Genomic DNA, 17616 nt, shown 5'->3' with positions numbered 1-17616 from the left:
AAGCATGCTTTCTTTCATACAAACCATAGGGTTTCGATTATGGCTGATATCTTCGGTAATCGTCGTTGTTCCTTTGACAATCCATACAGCTTTTACTGAGTATGATCTTCGTACGTCTGCTCTAACGCTGGCAAAAAATAACCTTAGACAAGATACCCTGTTTAAGACGGAATTGATTAGAGAAAGTCTTCCGTTAAATCAAAGCGCCGTTAATTTTATTATCCAAGCATTGAATCTCGAGACGGAATTCCCTAAAACAATCGATCCTGATTTAGGTCGCAAACTCAAAGAGTTTTTTTCCGATGGGTTCCGTGAAATTACTTTAGTCTTACCCATATCGTCGACAGAGAAAATTGTCGTAGCTTCCGGAATAACGGCCAATGAAGGAGCAAACTATAATTCGCGGCTTGCCATCACCCCAGACATTCCGATTCTTATTTCAATAGCGCCATCCGAAGACAATCCTCATCGCTTTTTAATCGTAACAGAGGCCAATATCTATCATCCGGAAACGAAAACACTCATAGGAATCTTATACGCTACTCATGATGCCGAATCCATTCTCGATCCGATCTTAACTCATTCTTCCTATGTAGGAACCTTATTGTTTTTCACCAATACCGAGCTTGCTATCGCCTCATCTTATATCACGGATAATGACATCTCTATTATTAAGAAAAAATTGATCGGAATAAGCCGAGAAAAAAACAATTTTTTTAAGGAAAATATCAACAAAAAAACTTTTCTGTGTTTTGAAGATGAAGTTCCCGAATTGCATCTAATCGTTATCAGTTATCAGAATTATTCGAATATTTTTTCGAAATGCAAAAAAATATTCTTTTCGAATCTTACATGTTTATTGCTGATCATTCCCTCTCTCCTTTTAGGATATTTCTTAACCAAGCGTTTATCCAATCCGCTATTACGATTATCATTCACTATGATCCAAGCAGGAAAAGGATCTTCTCAAAATATTTATAAACCTTCTCGTTATGGATTTGAAATTAATCATCTGGGATACATTTTCAATAAAATGCTGAAAACTTTCCTGGCCAAACAAATCATTACGGAAACCGCACAAAAAGAAAAAAATGAAGCCTTATTGGAACTTGATTTGGGAAAAAAGGCTCAAGAGACTCTTTTAACCTCATCGTTCCTTCCCATTCCGGAACTTGAAATATCTAAAATCTATATCCCTGCTTTATCCGTAGGAGGTGATTTTTATGATCTTTTTACTGACCTTCGAGAAGAAAATCTATTTATCGTTGTTGCAGATGCTGCCGATAAAGGCGTCTCAGCTTGTTGTTACTCTCTGGAATTAAAAATAATGTTACAAACATTACTCCAAGAAACATCCTCTCTTGAAACGACAGTTATCGAAGCCGCTAAACTATTTCATTCGGATACTACGGAATCCGGGATGTTCGTCACCGCATCTTTGAACAAATACAACCGTAAAACCGGTATTTTGTCCTACTATTCCTGCGGTCATGTTCCTGCTATTCTATTAAAAAAAACCGGATCTCCGGTTTTACTAAAACATATGGGAACAGCTTTAGGTTTCTTACCTGATATCCAAATCATTGCCTGTAATGAAATAATTTTAGAAGACGAAGACAAACTCGTTTTTTATTCAGACGGTATTACGGAAGCGCACAATAAGCAATATGAACTTTTCGGAGAAGAAAGACTCCTTAAAACGATCGAATGCACTCGAAATATGAATAGCGAAGAAACATCGGCATACATAATGAATGAAATTAAGACCTTTGTACAGGGACAACAACAACATGACGATATAACTCTTCTTGTCATAAAGCTAAAAGACCAATATGAATAAAAATTCTCTAACGTCACGCATACTCTTTATTTGCTTAATTGTTTTTCCGATTCCGTTTATCATCGACTTCTTTCTGATTTCCTATCTTACCGTTCGTACCCAAAACAAAATTCTCTCTCATCGTCTGCAAGAAGCCTCCGATGAATTCAACCTGAAATTAGAAAAAACAATCTATCTGGATAAATTATATTTGATGCGGATAGCGGATGCTTTAGGGTTTTATAAAAACACGTTAAGGGAATTTCCTAATCTTTCCTTATCCGAAAATTTAACGGATCTGGCTATTATTTCTTCCGACGGTAGACTCATTGCTAAAGACACCGCTGATCCTTTTATAAAATTTATTGAGGAAGAAACGAGAATCACAGCGAACATCGATGAATATACGAAGATGTCATCTTTAATAACGATTCCTATAAACTCTTCCGTAAATCTTCATTATCTTCTAACCGTAGATTATATTAAACCTGCCGTTACGGACGGATTATCCGGTTATTTATTAGGTTTTAAGAATTTAAATAATTTGAGACAGGAACTACTGTCTTTCCCTCAGGACAGATTTTTTGACCTCATCCTAACCGATGAGAACGGAATTCCTCTGGTCGGCTCAAAAGAAATCTTCGGAAAAGAAAGGATTAACTTCGATAATTTCTCCAAACAAAAAAATATCGATATCTTCTCCTTTCTTTTACACAATGAGAATCAATTAGGTATTCTTGCAAAAAATACGCGTTTAAAAAACGCCTACACTCTCACTTTTGCTTCTAAAACTTCTTTTATTACAACGGCTTTGAGAATCCCTTTGTGGACGTTGTTAACTTTTCCGATAAGTTTGATGATCATTATTTTTTTCCTCAAAAGACTGTCCCGTCGTCTGAACATCCCTCTTTGCCATTTATCCGATTGTATGAATGCCATACAAAACGGAGATTACAATGTTCGTTTTCATGTTCAACGTTTCGGATACGAGTTCAATCGTCTAGGTCGTATTTTTAATTCCACCCTTTTGCAATTACTCAATTCAATAGAAGAATCCGAACAGGAAACGCTTTGTAAACAAAGAGTTCAAAAAGAAACGGTATTGATTAAAAGTATTCAAGATCAATTGCTCCTCAGAGAACAAACTTCAACGACAATAAAAATAAAGATTCTTGATAATCGGGACTCTCATTCCGAGATGGTTTTTTTGGCATCGGCAGAAAACGACAACCGCTGTTGCATCGGAATGGTAGGATTGTTCGACAACTACGGTCTCGCCTCTTGTTTATACGCGGTCTCCGTAAGAAGTTTATTTTTGACATACGTAATAGCGATAAAATCCGTAACCGCAATTTATGAACTTTTATCTTTTAAAATAAATGAACTCGGTATTATTCCGCCGTCGTTTTGCATATTCGAATACGATCCGATTCAAAAAAATTTTAAATTTCTGTCGAAGAATCCCTCATATTTCGTTTTGCATATTACGGAAAATAACGTTCGTATCGTACATGAAAATACGGCCGTTTTATGTACCTCAACTTCTCGATTTTTTATTTTTTTAAAAATGCCTGATTTCAACGAAGAATCGATCATAGACCACAAGCTCTCTTTAGACTCTCTTCTTAGGGAAATTCATACTTGTGCTCAAAAACAAACCGTTATTCTTATTGAGCTCCTCTAATTTACATTAAAACGACATTCCTGCTAAAAGCAAATAACTATGGAATATCGCTATATACGCAATATATGACGTCAGAACCCCCCTCTTATAAAGATATTTTTCATTCGAGTCATTCCGGAAAAATGTTATCCGAAATCGAAAATCTTCTTATCTATCAAGATACGAATTTGTATGCGGAAGGGAATCTTTGTTATTTTCAAGATCGCTTTCTAATTAAGAACGCTTTCGTAGCCAGAGAGCTGGCCAAACTTCTGATTACGGAGGCCGGAGAATTAAATAAACCCGGATTAACCGAAGCGGTGAGCTTTCTGGAAGCGCATCTCTATCCTTTATCTGAAAACGAAACCAACGAAACTACTCAAAGATTACATTTATTCAAAAGTTTGAAAGCCCTGAAAGAAAAAGAGATTACGGAACAAATTTTAAAAAAAATTTTTTGTCCTTCTCACACGAAAATACATCAATTAATCAGAGAAACCTTGTTTTTAGACGAAAGGACAACCGTTACCGTACAACACGTCAGACAAGCGGCATTATCGGCTCTTTTTTCTTATTTAAGACAAGACGTCGGATCCTGTTTCATTACTGCTCCCGCAATTATTATCCAAGAGCAATATCCTGAACTGTTTTTGCAAGATATCGAGAAACTTATCAGCACGGCAAAATTGACTAAGCTCTATGAACATCAACAAATTACCGTACCTATTAACTTAACCGGGGGGTTGGGAAGTTTAAGAAAACCGGTAGAGATATATCGTATGTTTCCTGCAAATCCCATTACGATTATATCGCAAGAACCGGGAATTCTGAAAGCCTTCGAAGCTGCCGGCATTATTCCCGTTAATCATCCGGACCCCTCTTCCATTTGTCAGGAAATTTTAGCCAATCGATATATCGAAGACATATTGAAAAATCCGTATGCCCTAATTTCTGCGGAACAGATTATTAAATATACATTATTACATATATACGAAATTAACGAAGAAGACGTTGAAACCCACTCATTTCTCGAAGGAATAAAACCGGTCGAAGAAATCGCTACTGTCGGCTCATCTTCCGGTTTATCGAAAATAAGTAAAATCAATACTTTCATAACGAAATTCCGGTTAGCGAAAACCGCTTTCATTCGACTTACCGTCAATCCGTTATTAAAATCATGGGAACTTTCTTTAGCTTCTTTAGCGGAAACCAAAGCTAATTTTTCAACACATCATATTCTCATCGGATTGGGAATGTATCCGCAAGAACCTAACGGAATTGCTTCTTATCTTCAAACGGCCATTCATGAAGAAATGTTTGCCGTACAAGACGAAGCGGAAGCGTGTGAGTCCCGATACAGACATGTACAAGCCGATTTAAATTATATAGAAAATAGATTACGTCTTCCTTTAAATCAAAGAGATGCCGAAGCTTTATCCATTGACCTTCATTTAAAAAGACAGGAATTGAATCGCGCTCTCTATGAATGGGACAATTGTCGCGAGAAACAACAACATCTGATAAATCTCATCCCCGAATTATTAAAGATTTATACGACCTATATCAGTCAATATTTCCACGGACTTTACGATGCCACGATGAATGACGTCTCACAGGAAGCTCATCAAGATCGCCCAGCAGGATTTCGCATCTACTATACACACGGAAGAAACAATTCCTTATCTTGGAGTTCCATCAATTCTCTTCAGGAATACATTTATTCTCTAACGCAATTTCTATCTTTAACCGAAGTAGACATCATGGAGAAACAACGTTATGCAAATCTAAAAAAAGAGATTTCACGATGCATCGGTAAATTAATTACCGCCATTCATACCGATGATTTTCAAGAAGCCGCATTTTCAAGAATACTTGCCTACTACCATATTATCGCCCCAAACAAACCTCTCGAGCATATCAATGAACTCCCTTATAAACCTTGGGCTTATATCTCCGGAGGAACTGTCGAATCTTTTCTTTGTACTTATTTTGATTTAAATCAAGACCCCAACAAAATTTTTAAACATCCCGAAAATCCCGCCGAGCTTGCCGCTTTTTTTTCGGATTCCACTAAAGATCTTCCCGGAGTCGCAATCGATTATTTAAAACAATCCGATGCTAGATTCTTGGCATCTTCTCCTACTCATGTCTTTTCCGTAATGCCGGGAAATTCGTTATTCAGAGATTCCTGGGATAATAACTGGTACAGTTATTCCTGGATAAGAGATGTTTGGGGTCAACAACATGTCGATTTTTTTTCGCAAACTTTGCTTACGAAACAACAGCTTCCCAGATTACTGGAGGAATGCATTCAATTATTTCCGCCTTATCTGGTTTCCTTGAGAGATTTATTACATTTTTTCGGTGATTTAAGTCTTACCATTACCGAATTTTATGAAAAGATGGAACGATTTCTACAAAACCAAGCCCAGATTTCTTCCTTAAAATTCTTGGACAAATTAAAAGCTGATATTGCCGGTATTATTTTTTCTTGCACTCCGCTATTTTCAGAGCAACGATTACCCCAATTGATCGACGATATATCCCGATATATCGGAGTTGTTTCAAAAATCAATTTCAAAAATTCAGCCGATATCATTGAAAAAAATGTTCCCAAATATAGTACACTAACACCGAAGGATTTCCGCACTCTTTACAAAATGCTAGCTATTCACCATTACGGTAAGCTCTATGTCGAAGAAGATTTTCATTTACGTCTCGTTACGGCTATGCGTCATTACAAAATTGCTTATCCTGCTCCATTAATCATCGGAGATTCCAATTGGGAGCACATATTTTTCGGATTCACCATTCATCCGGCAACTCAACAAACGGATTTTTGGACGTTCGATTATTCGGGAGTAAACGGAAAACCGATGATTGACTGGAAAAAATATTTTTCGACCGAACAACAATGGTCCTTATTCAATGATCCGCGTCAATACGGTTTCGGACTGGATTTTATTGAAAACGATGCTAATCTTCGATTTTTTTAGATTTAAACCACTTATCGAAAATATCAAAAAAGGCCTGTTTAGTCACGGCTCGACCCATAGCAGCTATGCTTTCCGTAAGAGGAAGCTTCTTAGGACATACTCGAACGCAATTCTGGGCCTGTCCGCATCCACCGAGACCATTTTTTTGCATCAAAACATGCAAGCGTTCAGACTGTTTATGATCTCCCGGATAGGTATTGAATAAACGAGCCTGTGCAATAGCTGCCGGTCCGATAAAATCGGTTTTTTCCGAGACCTGAGGGCAAGCCTCCGCGCAACATCCGCATGTCATACACATCGATAGAGCATACATTAGTTCCTGATCTTTTTGAGTCACTTTAACACCGTATTCATCACCCACCGGCTCACCTTCAACCCAACCCTGAATTTTTTTCAAATTATCAAACATCACTGAACGATCGACGATTAAATCCCTAACTAGCGGAAATTTCGTCAAAGGTGCCAAATAAATGGTTCCGGTCTTCTCCGTAAGATAATCCGCGATTAAAGCCGTACATCCTTGTTTAGGAGTGCCGTTGACTAATATCGAACAGGAGCCGCAAACTTCTTCAAGACACCCTTGTTCCCAAACAACCGGGTCTACTCTTTCGCCCTTCATATTAACCGGATTTTTTTCTATTTCCATTAATGCACTGATTACGTTTTCTCCGGGAGACAACGGTAATTCGAAGCTTTCCCAATATTGATCTCCCGGGAAGCCTCTATAAATCGATAAAACATAAGTTTCGAGAATATCTTCATCCATTTCGATTATCCTATTATCCGAGCTACAAGGGTAGAGTTATATTTTCCGGAATATTCCGTAAACCGATATCCTCCTGATTGGCTTTCGTGTAATCTCTTAAGATCGGCTTAAGATGTCGAATATCAACCGGTCGATATTCGATCCTACACTCTTGAGAATCGTAAAAAGCCATCGTCGTTTTTAACCAATGAACATCATCTCTTTCAGGATATTCCGGTTTAAAATGAGAACCTCTGAACTCATTCCGTAATAAAGCTCCTTTGGTTATCGCTATAGCCAATTCAACCATAGGTCTAAATTGTCTGACAAAATGAAATGTCTTATTCGCAAACTTTGAACTGTCATGAACATTCAAGTATTCGGTTCTTTCCCGAATTTCCTTCAACTTATTTAAAGTATCGGATAAATCGATGTTGTTTCTTTTAACAGTTACATTATTTACCATAAGATGTGCCATCTCATCGTGTAGCAAAAATACGTTTTCTTTACCGGAATTATTCAACAATTTTTCGGATAAGGCCATTTCTTCTCGTAAATTGGTGTCATACGTATGGCTTCCGACCTTATCGATAACTGAACCCTCTATTTCCAAAAACCGAGGAACTTCGTCTCCGACAACTAATCCGGCATATAGACATGACAAAAGCGAATTGGCTCCTAATCGATTAGCTCCGTGATACTGAAAATCCGATTCACCGCAATTAAAGCACCCTTTCAAAGTCGTCATATGTCTGAAACGTACTTCTCGATCGGAATCGCCGGTTGCAGGCCAATCAACCCATGCTCCTCCCATAGAATAATGCACGGCCGGAAATATTTTCATCGGTTCAAAGTTAGGATCAACGCCGGTGAATTTGCGATATATGTCTAAAACGACTTCCAATTTATTTCTCGTTGATTGAGGCAAATGGGTAACATCTAAAAATACTTCCATCTTACCGTCGATACCTAATCCGGCTTCACAAACCTGAAGTATGGCACGAGCTCCGACATCCCGACTGACAAGATTACCGTAGGCAGGATACAGCTCTTCAAGAAAATACCACGGCTTTCCGGTTTCTCCGCAAGACATATAGGTCCCGTCGGGTTTTTGAATTTGTTTGGAAGAATCGCCCCATGTCCAAACACGTCCTCCTTCACCTCTTACTGATTCCGAAATCAATCGCAATTTATCTCTTCCGGGAATCGCCGTCGGATGTATCTGGATGAACTCGGGATTGGCATAAGCCATTCCTTGCATAAATAAACGTCCATTAGCGGCTCCCGTACAAAACGTCGAATTCGTAGATTTTTTAAAAATGACTCCAGGGCCACCCGTAGCAATAACAACGGCATCTCCTTTCATCACCTCAAGCTTATTATTAAATAAATTCATGACGATTATCCCACAAGCTCGTCCGGAATCATCCATAATCAGTCTTAAGAATTCATGATTTTCAAATTTCGAGATTTTGTCTTCTTTACGACGGACTTGCTCATCCATCGTATACATAAGCTGCTGACCTGTAGAAGCCCCGCAAAAGACCGTTCTATTATAAAGAGTGCCACCGAATCGCCTGACGTCCAAATCACCGGAAGGTCTTCGATTAAAAGGACATCCGAAACGATCAAGCATCTTGATGATACGAGGTGCGGAAAGACACATCTCCAAAACGGGAGGTTGATCCGCTAAAAAATCGCCGCCTTTAATCGAATCGTAAGCATGGATCAAAGGAGAATCGTTTTCTTCGGACTTAATATTCAAAGAAGCGTTAATACCGCCCTGAGCACAAACCGAATGAGATCTTTTAACTTTCGTCAACGATACGAGATCAACCGTGCAACCGCGATCGACAAGCCTCATAGCCGCAGTTAAACCGGCTAACCCGCCGCCGACTACAATAACTCTGTTAGATCTCATGTTACTTTGAACTCCAATACGTGCCCCAAACCGCAAATAATCCTAAAAAAGCAACGCCTAACATCAAAACGAAAGCATATTTTAAAAATAACATCTGCTTCTTTTGAGAAATGATAATGCCCCAACGTACCGTAAAACTCCATAAACCGTTGAATCCATGATAAACGGCTGTCAATACCAGCATAGAGTATAAGAGAGACATAAACACGGAAGTAAAACTTTTCCTTACGATTACCAAAAAAGCTTGTCCTGCAGAAGAAGCTACGACAACCCATTGATCCTTCAATCCGTCTAAAAAATCTTTAACTTGCAGATCGGAAGCTAATTTCTCAATTTGATTAAGCGAGAAATTACCGGAAGAAATAACGTCTTTTGAAGGCGAAACAACACCTAAAGATAAGGTATCTATTATTTTTTTCGAAGACACCGACTCATTCAAAGTTACTAAATAATAATTCCGATCATCCAGCGTTATTTTCCTTGGATATTCCATAAAACGCATATGGACAACGTGTAACAAAATACCGACCAATAAAAACCAAGCGGTAATTCTTTGCCACGAATAGGCATGATTTCGTTCAAAATTACAATGCGGGTGGTCATTACCGTGTTTTACCGAATTGAATTTCGCTTCCAAAGCATATTTAATCCCGACTACGGCGTGTAAACCGAAGGGAAGTGCCAGAAGACAGATTTCTATAACCTTCAAACCCGGAATTTTATGAAACCCATCCACCATCCAAACAAAATACTTCCCTTCGGCTAATAAAGAAGAGGATAATGAATTGGTAAATAAATGCTCGCAAACAAATAAAGTGAAAGCCAACCCCGTTAATGAGTGTAATCTTCGAATTGCAAAGGCTGTAGGAATCGATAATTTCTTACGCAAGTATTCAACAAAAACCATGATGCCGAATCTATTAAAATTTCAGTTTACAAACAACAAGAAAAATTTATCCCTTCGCAATAAAACGAAGAGCATTTGCTTGCGTCTGAGAAACAACATCACCGAAAGTAATTTTTTTTACTTCTGCGAGAGTATGAGCCGTTAATGTAAGATGTCTGGGTTCATTACGTTTTCCTCTAAAAGGCTCCGGTGCCAGAAAAGGTGCATCGGTTTCCACCAAAAGATTTTCAATTGGTATATAAGCGGCAGTCTTTCTTAAACTATGAGCATTTTTAAAAGTTAATATGCCACTCAATGAAACGAACCATCCTCTATCAACCAGTTTGCGCGCGTCTTCAATAGAGCCCGAAAAACAATGTAACATACCGGGGAGGGCATGGCTGCAATTGATATATTCATTGTTTATTAAATCAAAAAAATCATCAAAAGCATTTCTGCAATGAACGACTACCGATAAATGAAATTCCAATGCAAGTCTTAAATAATCGATGAATAATCGTTTTTGGGCCTCAACGATATCCGAATCGCAATGCCCGTAATCCAACCCTATTTCACCTATAGCAGCTAAACGTCCCTTTAAAACTTGCTCCCGCACATATGTTTTGTAATGCTGAGCACCCGCATTCGGAGCATCGTGAGGATGTCCTCCGGCAATATGATAAAATTTCATAAACGGATATTTATCGGCGTAAAGAAAAGAGGTTTCCAACTCTTCTTGGTTGGTTGTTACGTTGAAGACGGTCTTCACTCCATTGTCATAGGAGGCTTGTAAAACCTGTTCGATATCATCCTTAAACTCTTCGGACGCTAAATGAACGTGAGCGTCAACCAATGTTTGTTCCATATAAACCCAAAAAATTAACGATCCCAGAGTAGCATATAAGAAAATTAAATAATCTTTAATCTAAGGTTCAATTCATCGTACTCGTTCGTAAAACTTCGATCAATTCCTCCTGCAGTATTGATGAATTGAGCGAGTGAGATAAAATTTTAGGAGGTGCGGTTTTATCCGAAGGATAAAACACGTATAAGGGCACGCCGGAACGCCCCAATTTAGACAATTCTGCCGTAATTTGAGGATTTTTTTTCGTCCAATCCGCAGTCATAAACACAATATCGTGCTCTCGACAGAAATCCATAAATCGTTTCGTATGCAACACGGGTTTATTTAACTGACAAGTCAGGCACCATTTTGCCGTAAAATCAACGAAAACTCCTTTATGAGTACTCCTGAACTTTTCAAGATTTTCATCGGAAAATGTCCGAATTGCACTCTCATCGGAATATTCCATAGATGTCGATGGAATACGGGATGCTTTCACGGTTAAAAATCCGGAAACAATTATCAGACACGACACCGCGATCCTAGCCAAACGTCGCTTTTTCCCGGAAATCAAAGCATGTCCCCATTTACCCAATATCCAAACCGATACGGCTGCAACCAATAACGCCGCCATAAGAATCACCGTTGCAGAGGCTCCCGTTTCAGTACCGAATACCCAAAACAACCACACAACGGTCCCTAGCATCACAAAGCCTGTGAGTTGCTTAAAAATTTCCATCCAAGCACCGGGCTTCGGTAAAAAAGTCGTTAATTTAGGAAACAGAGAGAGCATCAAATAAGGCAAAGCCATACCGCTTCCGATTAAAGTAAAAACAGATAATTGTCCCATTACCGGCAATGAGGTAGCAAAACCTAAAACCGGCCCTAACAAAGGGCCGGTACATGGAGTGGTAACTAAAGTAGCCAAAACCCCGTTAAGCAAGGAACCCCAAACGGAAGACGATGAACTTCGTTGCCCGTTTCCGATACCTATAAGAGAAGTCCCCACTTCAAAAACACCCAGCGAACTAAGCCCAAAAACAAAGAGAACGGTGATCAAAATACCTACGAACAAAGGTTCCTGTAATTGAAAACCCCAACCGACATTGTGACCCAATGCTCTTAATAAACACGAAACTCCGGCTAAAAGCCAGAAACAACCTATGACACCTAAAGAAAAAAACAAGCCGTTTTTGACCACTTGAGCTCGAGAATCTCCGGACGTTTTAATAATGCCGTAAATTTTAACCGTAATCATCGGCAAAACACACGGCATCACATTGAGAAGTAGGCCGCCAACGAAAGCACATAATAAAAGAGTCAATCCGAACATATGATTCGATTTGTTCTCAGAAGCAACGATCTCGATGTCGTTCTTTTTTACGGATAAGGAGATCACATCCGAATATTTTCCCGAAGCGTCTTTTAAAAACAAAACGCCTTCAAAAGCTTCGAAAGAGGGTTCTTTTTTCGGCAACAATTTTAACCTTAAATACAGATCATTATTTTCTTTCGAAAAACCGGGCTTCACCGAATAATCTAACCTATCATCCGCTATGAAAAAAGCTTCCGCTGCATCCGGGATCGGTAAATAATCAATACCTTCCATCTTAATGATTAATTCACCGGAATGTAAGAGGATTTTTGACTTATGGCTGACGATTTCTTTTAAAATGTGTTCGGAATGCGCTTTGAAAAATCGACTCGATTCTTCAGATATCTTCGATTCGTCATTTAAATAGCTTAACTGACATTCAACGGTTTTCGTCCCTGGGAAACACTGCGAATTACAAGCCAGCCAATTGACTTTAGCTCGAAACGTAAACTTTTCTCCCTCGGAAAGATCTTGCGGAGGAATAATCTCTGCCGTAACGAAAACCGATTGATTATAACCGGACGATATCATTCCCTCTTCTTGAAATAATTCGGGTGACGGCCATGAGACGGATTTTAAAATGAATCCTTCGGGAAGCTCCCATACGATATCCAAAGGCGTCCCTGTAGATCCGGGATACTTGCCGTAAATATGAGCGTTTTCCGGGGCTTGAATCAAAACACCTAATTTAAAAGGCAATCCCGAAATATGTTTGTGTTCGGTTAGTAATCCGACCGTTTGTTCCTGACGGAACGTCTGATTGCCGAACATCGGTGCGAATATTAAAAGACTTCCGATAAAAGCATAAACAGGGAAACAAAGTGAAAAAAGTTTTTTGTAATTCATGGAATTTTCCCCTGAAAAATCCGTAATTATAACATAAATATTAATTTTAAGAATAAAAACCTAAAACACCTATTGCTTTTATGCAAAAAATCAATTTATATTGTAAAAGGAACTTAATTTAATTGGTTTCGGCAAGTAATGCGTCTTCTTTTTGATAACCCGATTATCCAAGCTTACATGACATCCGACCTATTCGGAAAAGGTATATTCATCAGTCTTATTTGTTTATCTTTAGTAACCTGGGTTGTCTTACAACAAAAGATTATGGTTCAAAAAAAATTTTGTCAACAAGGTAAAGTGATTCGTTCGTCTTTAATGAGACAACGAACCACTCCTTTGGCCTTGGACCGGTTACCTCCTGATAATCCTTTTGCGGACTTATATCTCACGGTCAAACTCAATGTTCTGGAATTACTAAACGGTAATGAAATAAACAATTTTTTATCTCCCGATGATATTTCTTCGATCGAAACCCTGATTGCATCCGCAATTCCTAAGTACCGCTCTTTATTGGATAAAAATACCTTTATTCCCGGGACCGCGATCAGCTTAGCGCCGTTTTTAGGGTTATTGGGTACCGTTTGGGGAATTTTATGTTCTTTCTCTTCTTTAGGAAAAACTATGGGCAACACATCTTCCGTAACCGGTAACAGCATGGTTATGGAAGGTTTATCCACAGCCTTAGGAACGACCATCCTAGGGCTGGCCGTAGCTATTCCCGCTCTTGTAGTCTACAATTATCTTCGTGCTCAATCCACTCATCTTAATTTGGAAATCGAGCAGTTTGCGTATTTACTACTCAATGCCGTCGAATGTAAATACAAGAGACGTCGGACATGAGACCACGCTTAAACATAATCACATCCTCATTTGCGGAACCGGAAATTAATCTCACCCCTTTGATTGATGTTGTTTTCGTAATATTAATGGCTTTTATGGTTATAATGCCCTTAATAGGGTTAGACACCATCTCTTTAGCCGATACCCAAAAAGAATCCGTTATCCAAACACCGGATCAAGGCCTTATTATTAAAGTCTTTGCCGACAACCGTATACTTTTAAACGACCGAGAAATGTCTCTCGCCGAACTTACATCTTCTCTAATCGAAAATCGGAAAATCCGTCCTGAAATAATCCCCTTATTGCTACAAGACGGGAATTCCTCTTTTCGTATTTATCAAAGCGTGAAAGAAGCTGCCGAACAAGCGGGATTTTCGAAATTGAATATTGCTTTAAATCCTAAATGATTCAGTTTGGTTTTTGGTATCGAAAATATAAAAAGTCCTTTCTATCAGCCGTGCGTCTTCAACTGATTTTCGGAGTGATTTTAATAACTGCCGGTTATAAAACATCTTCTCGACCAAAACACAGGATTCAAGAAAAAACCGTCAATTATATAACGATCCCTTCTTCGATTCCGGAGAAAAAAGAAGTCGTGAATCTTTCTTCTTCCGATTTAAAAGTGAAAACACCCACCAATCCGATTCAAACAAAACCCTCTTCAACTCTTTCTGTTTGTAAAAAATCGGACCGGAAAAATACGTCGATCAATTCGATTCAAGAACCTCTTCCCATTAATACGCCGATCGTATCGAAATCAACCGATACATCTAATAAAGCCGCTCTTAAAAAACTAGCCAAACAATTACTGGACGATTCCGAAAAACTAATAAAATCATTGGACGAATCCGCATCCATTTGTTCCGAAATTCAAAAATTGACGACAAAAATCAACATTTCCCAAACTTCTTTGAATAACGCATCCGCCATTATGGATATCGGTAACAAAATACAAAATGCCGTTCAATTACCTTATCCGGGCATTTTACAACTAAGACTTGAAATAGATCCGGCTAACGAAAAAGCTGTTTGCGTTATAACTCAAACGGATAATCCGCTTAACAAGGATCATGTTCTTAAGGAAATTTCTCTTATATCTTTCAGGGAAATCATAAAAAAATATAATTTTCAAAAAAAAACCGTTTACTACATCAAGTTAATCGGAGAAAATTCCTAATTTAAGTTGTCTTATTGTTTATGATTTTAGTTCGATTGTTCTGTTTTTTATTTATGTGCTTAACCGCTAAAACCGGGTTGGGTCATGAATTGGAAATTCAGGTTAAAGTTCGGCAACAACCCGATAACGTATTCATTTTCAATGAATGTCTTTCCTACGATCAAAATCCTGCTTATTATTCCGCAATGGAAGAAATTTTTATTTCCGATTTAGGTTTTAGCGGTCACATCATTCCGGTTAAGACAAAAAGTGCTCCTTATCGATATGAAGTTCACATTAAAATCAATGAAAAGTCGTTATCGTCATATGTTCACGACAAACTAACCGGAGAAACTTTTAAAACCGATGGTCTTTCTTTATCCGGTGAAATACGACAAGATCAACAACAAATCCATCTTCTTGCCGATAAAATACATCGCATCGTTACGGGAATTCCAGGAATTTCGTCATCTAAAATTTTGTTCATGTACACCGAATCTTCCGTCAGTCAACAATCGGAGATTCGAATGACCGAATACAACGGACGATGTATGACTGTGGTCGCCGATGACGGTATATTATATATATGTCCGAAATTTTTATGTCTCCCTTATCAAAAAAAAGGAGCTTACCTATTTGTATCCTATCAAACGGGAATTCCTAAAATTTTTCTTCGAAATTTAAACAATGGGACAACACAAAAGATCATTTCCTTAAAAGGCAATCAACTCACTCCGGATATTTCCCTTCACAACGATAAGATCGCCTTTATTTCGGATTTAAGAGGAAATCCTGATTTATTCATTCAATCTTTTTCTCCTGAGAAAGGTCCTTTAGGCGTTCCCATGCAGTTATTGGACGCTTCTTTCGGAACACAAGGCGATCCGTCATTTAGTCCTACCGGTGAACATTTGGCTTTCGTATCGAATAAGGAAGGTGAACCGAAAATCTATATTATACAATTAAGTCCGACTTTATCGAATCCCCATTTATTAACGAAAAAATACAGAGGAAGCAATTGTCCGGCTTGGTCCCCGGATGGAACAAAAATAGCCTTTTGTGCGATAACTAAGGGCGTGCGACAAATCCATGTATACGATATGTTGAATCGAGAGGATTTTCAGGTCACTTTTTCTTCCGGTAATAAAGAAAGTCCTTCTTGGGCGGCAGATAGCGAACATTTAGTCTTCAGCGGCTTGAACGGGAAAATTTTTGATTTATACGTTATCAATATCGTAACTTCAAAAATAACTAAAATTACCGAAGGCATGGGAAATAAACGCTTCCCTTCTTGGGAACAAAATTTTAAACCTTCTATAAAGAGAGTGTTATGATTAGAAAAAACATTATCCGACTTCTTATTTTAGCGATTCCGTTGAGTTTTTCTTCATGTGCCCGTTCATCATCAGAAGTTTGGGAAGACACTAAAGTATGCTCTAAATATATGAAAAAAGGATTCGGCAGCCTTCTCGGAGTTAATAAAAAAAACAAACATCAACGAACTTTTTCTTTCGTTCCTCTGTATGAAGACGAGCTTCCAATCGCAAAGTTCACTTCTTCGGCCGATATGCAGGAAGAAGAAGTGTTATCTCTCAATGAGCCCACACGCTCTCCCTTCGAAAAAATCACTTTCGATACCGACAGTTATACTATTAAAGGAGAACATCATCTTCGCTATCTTCAAGAAATCGTCAATTATATGGTTAAATATCCTAAAGTACGTCTTATTATAGAAGGCCATACCGATGAACGAGGTACGGCTTCGTACAATTTAGCACTGGGAGTACGTAGAGCCAATAGCGTAAAAAACTTTTTGATTAAAAAAGGAATCTCTCCCGATAGAATCTTACCGGTCTCTTATGGAAAAGAAAGACCCGTAGCTATGGAACATAATGAGGTTTGTTGGCGCCAAAATCGTAGAACCGAGTTTAAATTAAATGCAAAATAAATACTTCTTATTCATTTGTACTATCATTTACAGCTTGGGTTCTTTTTGTTTCGGTTCCGTTAGTTTTTCAAATTTACATGCCGAATTGGAAGACATCACGTTATCTCTTAAGCGCTATGATTCCGAAATTTCTTTAATTTACGATAAATTTCGAGATATCGAAGCCGAAATGAAATCCAGAGACTCTCTCTCTTCAGACAAGTCTCGAACGGATAAAATCGAAAGTGATTTATCTCGGTTAAACAAGGATATCTTATCCATCAAAAAGGATTTAGGCGATAGTTTAACCAAATTACAAAATGAATATCGGACGTTAAACCAGGAATTACGTCTTGTAAGGCGTTCTCTTTTAGCTTTAATCAACTACTCGGAACCGGGGGAAACAGCTAATCTTGCTATCGAATCTCCGCAAAATCGATATATTGTCGAAAAAGGAGATACTTTAAACGGTATTGCCAAAAAATTCCATACGTCTTCCGACGAGTTAAAAAAGATGAATAATCTACAAAAAGACACTATTTTTGCCGGTCAAAAACTAATTGTCCCTGTTGTTAAAAAATAAATTTCTTATCTAACA

Annotated in this window: 14 protein-coding genes; 9 read left to right on the top strand and 5 right to left on the bottom strand. The window is 38.3% G+C overall.

All coding sequences use genetic code 11. The features are described from left to right. Nucleotides 1-4 precede the first annotated feature (4 nt). The 3 genes from RSA43_03605 to RSA43_03595 all read left to right on the top strand — a co-directional run bounded on the left by RSA43_03605 (nt 5) and on the right by RSA43_03595 (nt 6478). Nucleotides 5-1840: a PP2C family protein-serine/threonine phosphatase gene (locus RSA43_03605; GenBank protein MEG2496365.1), complete on the top strand. Its 1836-nt coding sequence runs from the start codon at nt 5-7 to the stop codon at nt 1838-1840. Continuing rightward, nucleotides 1833-3503, top strand: a complete 1671-nt coding sequence (locus RSA43_03600; protein MEG2496364.1) for a hypothetical protein — start codon at nt 1833-1835, stop codon at nt 3501-3503. The genes RSA43_03605 and RSA43_03600 overlap by 8 nt, the downstream gene beginning before the upstream one ends. A 65-nt stretch (nt 3504-3568) precedes the next feature. Beyond that, complete coding sequence (locus RSA43_03595) at nt 3569-6478, top strand: hypothetical protein (GenBank protein MEG2496363.1); 2910 nt, start codon at nt 3569-3571, stop codon at nt 6476-6478. Here the strand turns inward: RSA43_03595 and sdhB are convergent. From sdhB to RSA43_03570, 5 genes are all read right to left on the bottom strand, one after another. Then, on the bottom strand, nt 6459-7244 hold the full coding sequence (gene sdhB, locus RSA43_03590) for a succinate dehydrogenase iron-sulfur subunit (protein MEG2496362.1): 786 nt from the start codon (nt 7242-7244) through the stop codon (nt 6459-6461). The genes RSA43_03595 and sdhB overlap by 20 nt on opposite strands. A gap of 22 nt (nt 7245-7266) precedes the next feature. After that, nucleotides 7267-9144, bottom strand: a complete 1878-nt coding sequence (gene sdhA / locus RSA43_03585) for a succinate dehydrogenase flavoprotein subunit (protein ID MEG2496361.1) — start codon at nt 9142-9144, stop codon at nt 7267-7269. 1 nt (nt 9145) lies between these two features. Further along, entirely contained in the window at nt 9146-10051 is a 906-nt protein-coding gene (locus tag RSA43_03580; protein ID MEG2496360.1) for a hypothetical protein, read from the bottom strand. 46 nt (nt 10052-10097) lie between these two features. After that, the gene (locus tag RSA43_03575; GenBank protein MEG2496359.1) at nt 10098-10895 is read right to left on the bottom strand and encodes a TatD family hydrolase; all 798 of its coding nucleotides are present in this window, start codon (nt 10893-10895) and stop codon (nt 10098-10100) included. 67 nt (nt 10896-10962) lie between these two features. Next, a complete protein-coding gene (locus RSA43_03570) occupies nt 10963-13095 on the bottom strand; it encodes a thioredoxin family protein (GenBank protein ID MEG2496358.1) in 2133 nt (710 codons plus the stop codon). 138 nt (nt 13096-13233) lie between these two features. Between RSA43_03570 and RSA43_03565 the strand changes: the two genes are divergently transcribed. From RSA43_03565 to RSA43_03540, 6 genes are read left to right on the top strand one after another with little or no spacing between them, the layout of a single operon-like run. Continuing rightward, nucleotides 13234-13935 (top strand): MotA/TolQ/ExbB proton channel family protein, encoded by a 702-nt coding sequence (locus RSA43_03565; protein MEG2496357.1) that lies wholly within the window; start codon nt 13234-13236, stop codon nt 13933-13935. Then, nucleotides 13932-14342, top strand: a complete 411-nt coding sequence (locus RSA43_03560; protein MEG2496356.1) for a biopolymer transporter ExbD — start codon at nt 13932-13934, stop codon at nt 14340-14342. The genes RSA43_03565 and RSA43_03560 overlap by 4 nt, the downstream gene beginning before the upstream one ends. 50 nt (nt 14343-14392) lie before the next feature. Beyond that, on the top strand, nt 14393-15112 hold the full coding sequence (locus tag RSA43_03555; GenBank protein MEG2496355.1) for a hypothetical protein: 720 nt from the start codon (nt 14393-14395) through the stop codon (nt 15110-15112). Between the two features lie 20 nt (nt 15113-15132). Then, on the top strand, nt 15133-16425 hold the full coding sequence (tolB, locus tag RSA43_03550) for a Tol-Pal system protein TolB (GenBank protein MEG2496354.1): 1293 nt from the start codon (nt 15133-15135) through the stop codon (nt 16423-16425). Beyond that, nucleotides 16422-17039, top strand: coding sequence for an OmpA family protein (locus RSA43_03545; protein MEG2496353.1), 618 nt, complete (start codon nt 16422-16424; stop codon nt 17037-17039). Before tolB ends, RSA43_03545 begins: the two co-directional genes overlap by 4 nt. Next, on the top strand, nt 17029-17601 hold the full coding sequence (locus RSA43_03540; GenBank protein ID MEG2496352.1) for a LysM peptidoglycan-binding domain-containing protein: 573 nt from the start codon (nt 17029-17031) through the stop codon (nt 17599-17601). The genes RSA43_03545 and RSA43_03540 overlap by 11 nt, the downstream gene beginning before the upstream one ends. The last annotated feature ends 15 nt before the right edge of the window (nt 17602-17616 follow it).

It is taken from the genome of Victivallaceae bacterium (assembly GCA_036659455.1).
Classification (GTDB): domain Bacteria; phylum Chlamydiota; class Chlamydiia; order Chlamydiales; family Chlamydiaceae; genus JAVXCN01.
The sequence above is the reverse complement of the archived record's forward strand: the minus strand, read 5'-3'. Positions and strand labels throughout refer to the sequence as shown.

Coding starts and splice junctions, on each gene's coding strand:
- RSA43_03570 (MEG2496358.1), bottom strand. CDS start 13,095: ATGAATTACAAAAAACTTTTTTCACTTTGTTTCCCTGTTTATGCTTTT.
- RSA43_03540 (MEG2496352.1), top strand. CDS start 17,029: ATGCAAAATAAATACTTCTTATTCATTTGTACTATCATTTACAGCTTG.
- RSA43_03605 (MEG2496365.1), top strand. CDS start 5: ATGCTTTCTTTCATACAAACCATAGGGTTTCGATTATGGCTGATATCT.
- sdhB (MEG2496362.1), bottom strand. CDS start 7,244: ATGGATGAAGATATTCTCGAAACTTATGTTTTATCGATTTATAGAGGC.
- tolB (MEG2496354.1), top strand. CDS start 15,133: ATGATTTTAGTTCGATTGTTCTGTTTTTTATTTATGTGCTTAACCGCT.
- RSA43_03600 (MEG2496364.1), top strand. CDS start 1,833: ATGAATAAAAATTCTCTAACGTCACGCATACTCTTTATTTGCTTAATT.
- RSA43_03580 (MEG2496360.1), bottom strand. CDS start 10,051: ATGGTTTTTGTTGAATACTTGCGTAAGAAATTATCGATTCCTACAGCC.
- RSA43_03575 (MEG2496359.1), bottom strand. CDS start 10,895: ATGGAACAAACATTGGTTGACGCTCACGTTCATTTAGCGTCCGAAGAG.
- RSA43_03545 (MEG2496353.1), top strand. CDS start 16,422: ATGATTAGAAAAAACATTATCCGACTTCTTATTTTAGCGATTCCGTTG.
- sdhA (MEG2496361.1), bottom strand. CDS start 9,144: ATGAGATCTAACAGAGTTATTGTAGTCGGCGGCGGGTTAGCCGGTTTA.
- RSA43_03595 (MEG2496363.1), top strand. CDS start 3,569: ATGACGTCAGAACCCCCCTCTTATAAAGATATTTTTCATTCGAGTCAT.
- RSA43_03560 (MEG2496356.1), top strand. CDS start 13,932: ATGAGACCACGCTTAAACATAATCACATCCTCATTTGCGGAACCGGAA.
- RSA43_03565 (MEG2496357.1), top strand. CDS start 13,234: ATGCGTCTTCTTTTTGATAACCCGATTATCCAAGCTTACATGACATCC.